This is a genomic window from Cupriavidus sp. 05T313, assembly GCF_056396665.1.
The window spans coordinates 116,939-126,302 of record NZ_JBFTLX010000001.1 but is presented as its reverse complement, the minus strand read 5'-3'; the positions used below and the strand labels follow the sequence as shown (position 1 = coordinate 126,302).

Sequence of the window (9,364 nt, the reverse complement as noted above, 5' to 3'; positions counted from 1 at the left end):
GGCATGCGCCGGCGATAGTGGCCAGCAGCATCTGGGCCGCGCGGCGGCGGGTGCGGTGCATGGGCTGTCTCCTTGTTGGTTTTGCGGCCGCACGGCACGATTTGAATGCGGCCGAAGAGGTTGCTGCATTGTAGTGTCGGCATAACAAAGTGCCGATGGGGTGATGCCCTAGGATGGAGCGCGAGGCGCGGCCGGAAAGCAAAAAAGGCACCCGAAGGTGCCTTTGCAAAAGAACGCGGATGCGCTCAGAACTTGTGGCGGATACCCACGGCCGCGCCGATCATGGTGTTCTTGCCGGTGCCGAGGAAGTAGCCATTGGCGAAGCTGATCGCCGAGGTGTCGAAGTTCAGGCCTGCATTCTTCGAGAATGCGGTGGTCAGGTAGACGTCGGTGCGCTTSGASARGTTGTAGTCGGCGATGAACCCGATCTGCCAAGGGTTCGTGACGTTCACATTGTTCAGCTTGATAACGTCGTCGTAGGTGTACTGCAGCGTCAGGCCCAACGCCGGCAGGACCTGATAGTTAGCGCCAATCCAGTAGTAGTTGTCACGCAGCAGGGCCGTGCCGTTCTGTGCCTTGGACTGACCCCAACGATAGCCGCCCATAATCTTGGCCGCGCCGAAGGCATAGCTGCCTGCTACCGCGGCCTTTTTGAAGGTGCCGGTGTCGCCGGCCGCGCTCAGGGTCGGGTTGTACTGGTCGTAGGCGACGGTCACGCCGAACGGACCGGCAGCGTATGCTGCACCGGCGCCGTAGCCCGTATCACGGCGGAACTGTCCCGGGACTTCGCCGTTGCCGGCCACGCCGTTGCCGAACGACCAGTGGGCGATGGCGGTTACCGGGCCGAATACGCCGGTGTACTTGGCGGTATTGTCCGAGCGGAAGTTCAGGCCGAGCTGGGCCACCACCGGTTCATACTGGGTGGCATAGCCGCTGGGCGAGAAGTTGGCGAGCAGGTCGAACAGCGTGGTGTACTGGCGACCGAAGGTGAAGCGGCCAGCCTGGGCGCTTTCCAGGCCGACGTACGCTTGACGACCGAACATGCGGCCGCCCTGCTGAAGCGATCCATTGTCAAGGCCGAAACCACTTTCGAGCACGAACAGGGCTTTCATGCCGCTGCCCAGGTCTTCCACGCCACGCAGACCCCAACGCGAACCGGACAGGCCGCCGGACGACATGCGGTACAGGTTGTTGCCCTGGCCGGCATTAAAGCCGTTGGCAATCGTCGGCGTTTGCGAGCCCATGTGACTGACGTATTCGAGGTTCATATCCGCCACGCCGTACAGCGTCACGCTGGACTGTGCCTGTGCGGCACTCGCAAATGCACCCAGCGCAGCCAGCGCGAGAAGCGATTTTTTCATGCTCGATGATCTCCATGTAAGAATTATTGGTGGTCAGCGGAGAAACCTCCTGAGTCTCCATGCACCGCTTACCCAACTTCGTCAGAAGCTGCCAAGTACTGTAACAAACCGCCCCCTTTTCACAATCGGGGCGACTGCCCTTGTCAGCTTTTCACAACTCAGGGTTTTGGAGTATCGGATGCGGCAGGCACTGGCCTAGCGGGGGGGGGGCTGCAGGGCGGGGCGCGATGCGCTCACGGTACAATGCGGGAAATCCCGAGGCGATTTCACAAGCGTTGTGTCCGCCTCGGCGGGAGCGGGCGGCGCGCCTGTCCCGAGCAACCACCAGCGATGCATTCATGGATAACTTGATTCGCGAATTCGATGTGGCCTTGCGCGCGATCGCAGGCGTCACCCGTGCCAGCCGCGCCAATCCGGCGGAAACGCTCGCGCCCGATACGGACAGCCTCGACCAGTCGCAACGCCGCCATGTGGCCGGGCTCATGCGGGTCAACCACGTGGGCGAGGTTTGCGCGCAGGCTCTTTACCAGGCGCAGAAGCTGACCGCGCGGACCGCGCAGGTGCGCGCGCAGATGGACGAGGCCGCGCGCGAGGAAGAAGACCACCTCGGCTGGTGCGCCGAGCGTCTGCGCGAGCTTGGCTCGCGTCCGAGCCTGCTCAACCCGCTCTGGTATGCCGGCGCGTTTGCCATCGGCTGGGCTGCGGGGCGGACAGGTGACCGGGTCAGCCTGGGTTTCGTGTCCGAGACCGAGTATCAGGTCGAGCAGCACCTTAACGGCCATCTTGAACAGATTCCCGTTGCCGACGCCCGCTCGCGCGCGATCCTGGAACAGATGCGCGACGATGAGGTCCGCCACGGCGCCGCCGCCCGCGAGGCGGGTGGCATGCCGCTGCCCGCGCCGGTGCGGGCGATGATGCGAGCTGCCTCCCGGGTCATGACCACCGCCGCGTACCGGATCTGACGGCGCTACGGTACGGCGCAGGATGAATCCCCGCGGCATTCGCCGCTCGCCACGCGCAGTTGCCTGGCGCAGCGCGGCAACTGGCACCCTCCGTACGCAGGGTAGACGCCAAAACGTTGTATCCTTCCATCGGTCCCGTGTGGCTGAATTTCGTGCCGCAGGCAGTTCCTCCCCTTGCTGTTCTCAGGTGGTTTCTCTGCTTTCCTCCATAAGATCTTCATTTCATTAGGGATTCACTTTTTCGGTGCGTGAAGTGTGCGCGCTAAGTCATTGTTCTAATTCAAAAAACCCGGTTTGTTGCCTTGCTGCGAGCCTTGACCCGCCAAATCGCTTCCTCTAAAGTGGGAAATAGTGTGAGGAAGTGTATTTTTGTGTGAAAAGGTAGTCTGGCTGTGGGATCATCGCCCAACGTCGGATTCCGAAGGATTCACGCGCCAACCGGCAGTAAAGATGCCGGCGCGGATCGGGGGCTAGCTTGTTTCAGGGAGCATCGGCGCTGTCACTGGATGCCAAGGGCCGGATGTCGATTCCGGCGCGGCACCGTGAAGCGCTGCAACAGCAGGCCGAAGGCCGGGTGACGCTGACCAAGCACCCGGACGGCTGCCTGCTGCTGTTTCCCCGCCCTGAATGGGAAAATTTCCGTAGTCGCATTGCGGCCTTGCCGATGGACGCGCATTGGTGGAAGCGCATCTTCCTGGGCAATGCCGCTGACGTCGACATGGACGGCGCGGGTCGGGTGCTGATTGCCCCCGAGCTGCGCAATGCCGCCATGCTCGACAAGGAAGTCATGCTGCTTGGAATGGGCAGCCATTTCGAAGTCTGGGACGCCGCAACCTACGCCGCCAAGGAACAGCAGGCGATGGCACAGGGCATGCCGGATGCATTGAAGAACTTCTCTTTCTGACGAGGTCATGAGCTCAACCCAAACGCCAGGGACCACCGCCCTGCGCCATCGCACCGTGCTGCTGGACGAGGCTGTCGAAGCCCTGGTCTGGCGGCCGGATGGCGTCTACGTGGACGGCACCTTCGGCAGAGGGGGGCACAGCCGGGCAATATTGGCCCGGCTGGGCCCGGCCGGAGCCCTGGTGGCATTCGACAAGGATCCGGCAGCAATCGCAGAGGCGGGCACCATCAAGGATGCCCGCTTCTCCATTGAGCACACCAGCTTCGCCGAGATGTCGGACCGGTTGGCAGGACGCGGCAAGGTAACCGGGATACTGCTCGACCTGGGGATCAGCTCGCCCCAGATCGACGATGCGGAGCGGGGCTTTTCCTTTCGCTTCGAGGGACCGCTGGACATGCGCATGGACACCACGCGCGGCATTACCGCCGCGCAATGGCTGGCGCAAGCGGATGAGCAAGACATCGCGAGGGTGATACGGGACTATGGGGAAGAACGGTTTGCTGTACAGATTGCAAAGGCGGTTGTTGCTCGCAGGAGCGAACCCGGCCATGGCGGACCTCTCACCACTACTGCCGAGCTTGCCGCGCTCGTGGCGAAAGCCGTCAAAACACGCGAGAAGGGTCAGGACCCTGCGACCCGCACCTTTCAGGCTCTACGGATTCACATCAATCAAGAGCTTGCGGACCTCGAAAGAGGCCTGAGCGCGGCTTACGACTTGTTGCAGGCAGGAGGGCGGCTGGTGGTCATCAGCTTTCACTCGCTTGAGGACCGCATCGTCAAGCGGTTCATGCAGGCGCACGCCCGTCCGCAGCAGAACGCCGACCCCGCCATGCGCCGCGCGCCTCTGCGCGCCGACCAGTTGCCGCAGCCCACGCTGAGGCTGCTCGGCCGGGTCAAGCCGGGCGCCGAAGAGATCGCCGCCAACCCGCGCGCGCGCTCGGCGGTGATGCGCGTGGCCGAGAAGCTGCCCGCCGTATCCGCATCCACCGAGCAGGCGGGCCGCGCATGAACCGCCTGACCTTTTTCCTGCTGGCAGCACTGATGCTGTGCGCGCTCTCGCTCGTGAGCGCTCAGCACCAGGCCCGGACCCTGTTCGTCGCCTACGAGCGTGCGCAGGCGGAAGAAAAGCAGCTCGACATCGACTGGTCCCGCTTGCAGTACCAGCAGAGCGCGCTTGGCAAGAGCGCACGCATTGCCGAAGCGGCGCGCACGCAGCTGAAGATGACGCCGGTACTTCCCGGCAGGACCCAATATCTGGCCGGCGTGGTGCTTGATGCGCCACCTGCGAACGCGCCTGCGGCCGCCGCGCCGGAGGGGAGCAAGCCATGACCATCGCCCGGCCCTCGCAAAACGCCCAGCGCGGAAACCCTTCGCGCCCACGCACCGGCCAGTTCGCGGCCAGCCCCGTGCTTGGCCTGCGCCTGCCGATGTGGCGCTCCAAGCTGGTGGTTTTCATGATGTTCGCCGCCTTCGTCGCCTTGGCCGGACGCGCGCTGTGGATCCAGGGTCCGGGCAACCAGTTCTATGAGGCCGAGGGCAAGAAGCGATTCCAGCGCACCCTCGAGTTGCCGGCAACACGCGGCAAGATCCTCGACCGCAATGGCCTGGTGCTGGCTACCAGCCTTCCCGTGAAGGCGATCTGGGCGGTCCCCGAGGACGTTCCGGACGAAATCGACGCGGACAAGATTCGCCAGTTGAGCAAGCTGCTCGACATGAGTGACAAGGAACTGCGCCGCAAGTTTACGGAGGACAAGAGCTTCGTTTACCTGAAGCGCCAGGTGCTGCCGGACGCCGCGGACAAGATCGCCGCGCTCAAGATCGACGGCATTCACCAGACCCGCGAATACAAGCGCTTCTACCCGGAGGGCGAGGCGATGGCGCACATCGTCGGCTTTACCAATGTGGAAGACCGCGGCCAGGAAGGCGTGGAACTGGCGCGCGAGGCTGTGCTGGCCGGGAAGTCCGGTGCGCGCCAGGTGATCAAGGACCGCCTCGGCCGCGTGGTGGAGGATGTGGGCATCCTCAAGGCGCCGCGCGACGGCGAGGACCAGCAGCTCTCGATCGACGCCAAGATCCAGTACCTGGCCCACAACGAGGTCAAGGCCATCGTCGAGCGCAGCAAGGCCAAGGCGGCCAGCGCCGTGGTGCTCGACGCGCAGACCGGCGAGGTGCTGGCGCTGGCCAACTGGCCGACCTACAACCCCAACGACCGCACCCGGCTGTCGGGCGAACAGCTGCGCAACCGGGTGCTGACCGATACCTTCGAGCCGGGTTCGATGATGAAGCCGATCACGGTCGGCCTAGCACTGCAGCTCAAGCGCGTCACGCCGTCGACGGTCTTCGTCACTACCGGCAAGTTCAACTACGAAGGCGCCACCATCAGCGACACCCATAATTACGGGTCGTTGACGGTCGCCGGCATTATCCAGAAGTCGAGCAACATCGGCACGACCAAGATCGCGATGCTGCTCAAGCCGCAGGAAATGTGGGATATGTATACCAGCCTGGGCCTGGGGCAGGCGCCCAAGATCGGCTTCCCGGGCGCGGTGGCGGGACGGGTGCGCCCGTTCAAGAGCTGGCGGCCCATCGAGCAGGCGACCATGTCCTATGGCTACGGCCTGTCCGTGTCGCTGTTCCAGATCGCCCATGCCTACACCATCTTCGCCCATGACGGCGAACTGATCCCGGTCACGATGTTCCGTGCCAATGGCCCGGTTACCGGAGAGCGCGTGCTGTCGCCCGAAGTGGCGCGCCAGGTGCGAGCCATGCTCGAGACCGTGACGGCGCCCGGCGGCACCGCGCCCGAGGCGCAGGTGATGGGCTACCGGGTGGGCGGCAAGACCGGCACCGCCTACAAGCACGTTGGCCGCGGCTACGACCGCAGCAAGTATCGCGCTTCCTTCATCGGCCTGGCGCCGATGTCGAACCCGCGCGTGATCGTGGCCGTCAGCGTGGACGAGCCCACCTCCGGCAGCCACTACGGCGGCGCCGCGGCGGGCCCGGCTTTCGCGGCGATTACCGGTGGCGCGCTGCGTGCGCTCAATGTGCAGCCGGATTCGCCGATCCGACAACTCGTGGTGAGCGACAAGGTGCAGGAAAGCGAACCGTGGAGCGCGACGCAATGAGCCAGCCACTGCTTCCCCTCGAAGTGGCCGCACAGGCCGGCGACGCGCTGGACTGGTTGCACCAGCACGCGCCGGCCGGCGCCAGGCTGACCGGTGACACGCGCCGGCTGACCCAGGGCGACGTTTTCTTCGCCTACGTGCTCGGCAACGAGCGCCTGGCGACCGATGCGCGCCCGCATATTGCCCAGGCCATCGCCCGCGGCGCCAGCGCGATCGTCCACGAGGCCGATGGCTTTGCCTGGCCGCACGGCGAGACCGTGCCGCACCTTGGTGTGTCGGGCCTGCACCAGCTCGCCGGCCCGATCGCCGCGGGCTGGTATGGCAACGGCGCGCGCGATCTCGCGGTGACCGGCATCACGGGTACCAATGGCAAGACTTCGTGCAGCCAGTGGCTGGCGCGCGCGCTGCAGGCGGCCGGTACGCGCTGTGCCACCATCGGCACCCTTGGCACCGGTTTTCCTGATGCGCTCACGGCTACGGGTTTCACCACGCCCGACGCGGTCCAGTTGCAGGACAGCCTGGCGGAGCTGAATGCCGCCGGCGCGCGAGCCGTGGCAATGGAAGTGTCCTCGCACGGGCTCGAGCAGGGCCGGGTGGCCGGCACGCACTTCGCCGTGGCGGTGCTGACCAACCTGACCCAGGACCATCTCGATTACCACGGCACCATGGCCGAGTACGAGGCGGCCAAGGCTTTGCTGTTCCAATGGCCCGGCCTGCGCGCGGCCGTGATCAACCGTGACGACGCCATGGGCCGGCGCCTGCTGGCTGGCACGCTGGTCACCGGGCAGGTGATCGAATACGGCATCGACGGCGCCGCCGGCGCCACCCGCAAGGGCGGCCAGTGGCTGCGCGCCACCGGCGTGCGCGCCACGGCTGCCGGCACCGCCTTCCATGTCGACGGCAGCTTCGGCGGCGCCGATGTCGCCACGCCGATGATCGGCGAGTTCAATGTCAGCAACCTGCTCGCCGTGCTCGGCGCCGCGCTCGCCAGCGGCATCGAGTGGGCTGCAGCCATCGACGCGCTGCGCACGCTCAGGCCGGTCGACGGCCGCATGGAGTTGTTCGGTGGCAGCCACGGCGCCCAGGATGGCCCGCTGGCGGTGGTCGATTACGCCCACACGCCGGACGCGCTGGAAAAAACCCTGGCCGCGCTGCGCCCGGTGGCGCAGGCSCGCAAGGGCCGGCTGTGGTGCGTGTTCGGCTGCGGCGGAGACCGCGATCCGATCAAGCGCCCGCTGATGGGCGCGGTGGCCGCGCGCCTTGCCGACGAAGTCGTGCTGACCAGCGACAACCCGCGTAGCGAAGACCCGCTGGACATCCTGAACGCGATCGCCGATGGCATCGACGACCACAGCCACACCCACCTGATCGAAGACCGGGCCGCCGCCATCCTGTATGCCATCAAGCACGCTGCCGCGGCCGACGTGGTGCTGGTGGCCGGCAAGGGGCACGAAGCCACCCAGGAGGTGCATGGCCGCAAGCGGCCATTCTCCGACCGCGAGCACGTCCGGCTGACGCTGGGTACGCGTGGGGTGTCGGCATGACGCAATTCACCATGACTGATCTGCAGCAAGCCGCCGGCTGGATCGCCGGCGCGCGTATTTCCGGGCCCGATGGCGCCGCCAGCCGCGCCTTCTCGCGCGTGCTCACCGACAGCCGCACGGTCCAGCCCGGCGACCTCTTCGTCGCGCTCAGGGGCGAGCGCTTCGATGCGCATGACTTCCTGGCCGATGTGGTGGCGCGCGGCGCCGCCGCGGTCTTGGTGGAGCGCGAGCCCGATGCCGGGCTTGGCATTCCCGCCATCGTGGTGCCCGATACCCGCCTTGCGCTGGGCCAGCTGGCAGCCGGCTGGCGCCGCCGCTTCAGCCTGCCCGCGGTTGCAGTGACGGGCAGCAACGGCAAGACCACGGTCAAGGAAATGATCGCGGCGATCTTCGCCGCGGCGGTAGGGGAGGGCGCCAGGCTCGCCACCGGCGGCAACCTGAACAACGATATCGGCTTGCCGCTGACCGTGCTGCGCCTGACCGACGCGCACCGGCTCGCCGTGCTCGAACTGGGCATGAACCACCCGGGCGAGACGGTTTACCTGGCCGGCATCGCCCAGCCCACCGTGGCCGTGGTGACCAATGCCCAGCGCGAGCACCAGGAGTTCATGGTGAGCGTCGAGGCCGTGGCGCACGAGCATGCGGCGGCCATCGCGGCATTGCCCGCCGACGGCGTGGCGGTGTTTCCGCTCGACGCCGAGGGTGGCGGGGCACATGCCGGCATCTGGCGGCAGGCGGCCGGCCAGCGGCGCGTGCTGTCGTTTGGCCTGGAGGCGGGCGCCGATGTCAGTGCCGGCGTGCATCTGGAAGATGGTGTGCAAGTGATGCAGGTACGGGCGCCCGGCGCCACGTTCGAGGTCCGCCTGTCGGTGCTTGGCACCCACAACGTGCGTAACGCGCTGGCGGCGGTCGCCTGCGCGCTGGGCGCCGGCGTGGGCGTTGAGGCGATCCGCGCCGGCCTGGCCGGATTCGCCGCGGTCAAGGGACGGCTGCAGGTCAAGCACGCTGCCGGCGGCACGCTGGTGATCGACGATAGCTACAACGCCAATCCCGATTCGGTGCGCGCGGCTATCGACGTGCTCGCCGGGTTTGCCGCGCCGCGCCTGCTGGTGCTGGGGGATATGGGCGAAGTGGGCGACCAGGGGCCGGCTTTCCATGCGGAGATCGGTGCCTATGCGAGCGCCCGCGGCATCGAGACGCTATGGGCGACGGGCGCGGCAGTGGTGCACGCGGTGCAGGCCTTTGGCGCGCAGGCCCGGCATTTCGAACGCGCTGAAGACCTCGCGCAGGCGTTGGCGGAAGACAAGGACGGTACCGTGGCGGCAGCAAGCGCGGTACTTGTGAAGGGATCTCGGTTCATGCGGATGGAACGGATGGTGAATGCGCTGGTCGCAGACACTCCCGCGCATTAATCGTCATCAACACTTAATCAAGCAATCAGATAGCCCGGCCACGCCGGGCGGTTGTC

The 9,364-nt window shown here is 66.2% G+C and carries 8 protein-coding genes; 7 read left to right on the top strand and 1 reads right to left on the bottom strand.

What is annotated here, in order from left to right; all coding sequences use genetic code 11:
• Nucleotides 1-245 precede the first annotated feature (245 nt).
• The gene (locus tag AC1DKD_RS00575) at nucleotides 246-1,361 is read right to left on the bottom strand and encodes a porin (protein ID WP_477142819.1); all 1,116 of its coding nucleotides are present in this window, start codon (nucleotides 1,359-1,361) and stop codon (nucleotides 246-248) included.
• A 338-nt stretch (nucleotides 1,362-1,699) separates the two neighbouring features.
• Between AC1DKD_RS00575 and coq7 the strand changes: the two genes are divergently transcribed.
• The 7 genes from coq7 to AC1DKD_RS00540 all read left to right on the top strand — a co-directional run bounded on the left by coq7 (nucleotide 1,700) and on the right by AC1DKD_RS00540 (nucleotide 9,308).
• Nucleotides 1,700-2,323 (top strand): 2-polyprenyl-3-methyl-6-methoxy-1,4-benzoquinone monooxygenase, encoded by a 624-nt coding sequence (coq7, locus tag AC1DKD_RS00570; RefSeq protein ID WP_441625653.1) that lies wholly within the window; start codon nucleotides 1,700-1,702, stop codon nucleotides 2,321-2,323.
• 475 nt (nucleotides 2,324-2,798) lie between these two features.
• Nucleotides 2,799-3,227 (top strand): division/cell wall cluster transcriptional repressor MraZ, encoded by a 429-nt coding sequence (mraZ, locus tag AC1DKD_RS00565; RefSeq protein WP_035875627.1) that lies wholly within the window; start codon nucleotides 2,799-2,801, stop codon nucleotides 3,225-3,227.
• 7 nt (nucleotides 3,228-3,234) lie between these two features.
• On the top strand, nucleotides 3,235-4,236 hold the full coding sequence (gene rsmH, locus AC1DKD_RS00560; protein ID WP_035875626.1) for a 16S rRNA (cytosine(1402)-N(4))-methyltransferase RsmH: 1,002 nt from the start codon (nucleotides 3,235-3,237) through the stop codon (nucleotides 4,234-4,236).
• Entirely contained in the window at nucleotides 4,233-4,556 is a 324-nt protein-coding gene (gene ftsL, locus AC1DKD_RS00555; RefSeq protein WP_035875624.1) for a cell division protein FtsL, read from the top strand. The genes rsmH and ftsL overlap by 4 nt, the downstream gene beginning before the upstream one ends.
• Nucleotides 4,553-6,352, top strand: a complete 1,800-nt coding sequence (locus AC1DKD_RS00550) for a peptidoglycan D,D-transpeptidase FtsI family protein (protein WP_441625650.1) — start codon at nucleotides 4,553-4,555, stop codon at nucleotides 6,350-6,352. Before ftsL ends, AC1DKD_RS00550 begins: the two co-directional genes overlap by 4 nt.
• Nucleotides 6,349-7,896, top strand: a complete 1,548-nt coding sequence (locus AC1DKD_RS00545) for a UDP-N-acetylmuramoyl-L-alanyl-D-glutamate--2,6-diaminopimelate ligase (RefSeq protein ID WP_441625647.1) — start codon at nucleotides 6,349-6,351, stop codon at nucleotides 7,894-7,896. The genes AC1DKD_RS00550 and AC1DKD_RS00545 overlap by 4 nt, the downstream gene beginning before the upstream one ends.
• Nucleotides 7,893-9,308, top strand: coding sequence for a UDP-N-acetylmuramoyl-tripeptide--D-alanyl-D-alanine ligase (locus AC1DKD_RS00540; RefSeq protein ID WP_441625642.1), 1,416 nt, complete (start codon nucleotides 7,893-7,895; stop codon nucleotides 9,306-9,308). The genes AC1DKD_RS00545 and AC1DKD_RS00540 overlap by 4 nt, the downstream gene beginning before the upstream one ends.
• Nucleotides 9,309-9,364 lie beyond the last annotated feature (56 nt).

What these genes read in the sequence shown, in the direction of transcription:
- coq7 (WP_441625653.1), top strand. Translation starts at nt 1,700, where the DNA reads ATGGATAACTTGATTCGCGAATTCGATGTGGCCTTGCGCGCGATCGCA.
- rsmH (WP_035875626.1), top strand. Translation starts at nt 3,235, where the DNA reads ATGAGCTCAACCCAAACGCCAGGGACCACCGCCCTGCGCCATCGCACC.
- ftsL (WP_035875624.1), top strand. Translation starts at nt 4,233, where the DNA reads ATGAACCGCCTGACCTTTTTCCTGCTGGCAGCACTGATGCTGTGCGCG.
- AC1DKD_RS00550 (WP_441625650.1), top strand. Translation starts at nt 4,553, where the DNA reads ATGACCATCGCCCGGCCCTCGCAAAACGCCCAGCGCGGAAACCCTTCG.
- AC1DKD_RS00540 (WP_441625642.1), top strand. Translation starts at nt 7,893, where the DNA reads ATGACGCAATTCACCATGACTGATCTGCAGCAAGCCGCCGGCTGGATC.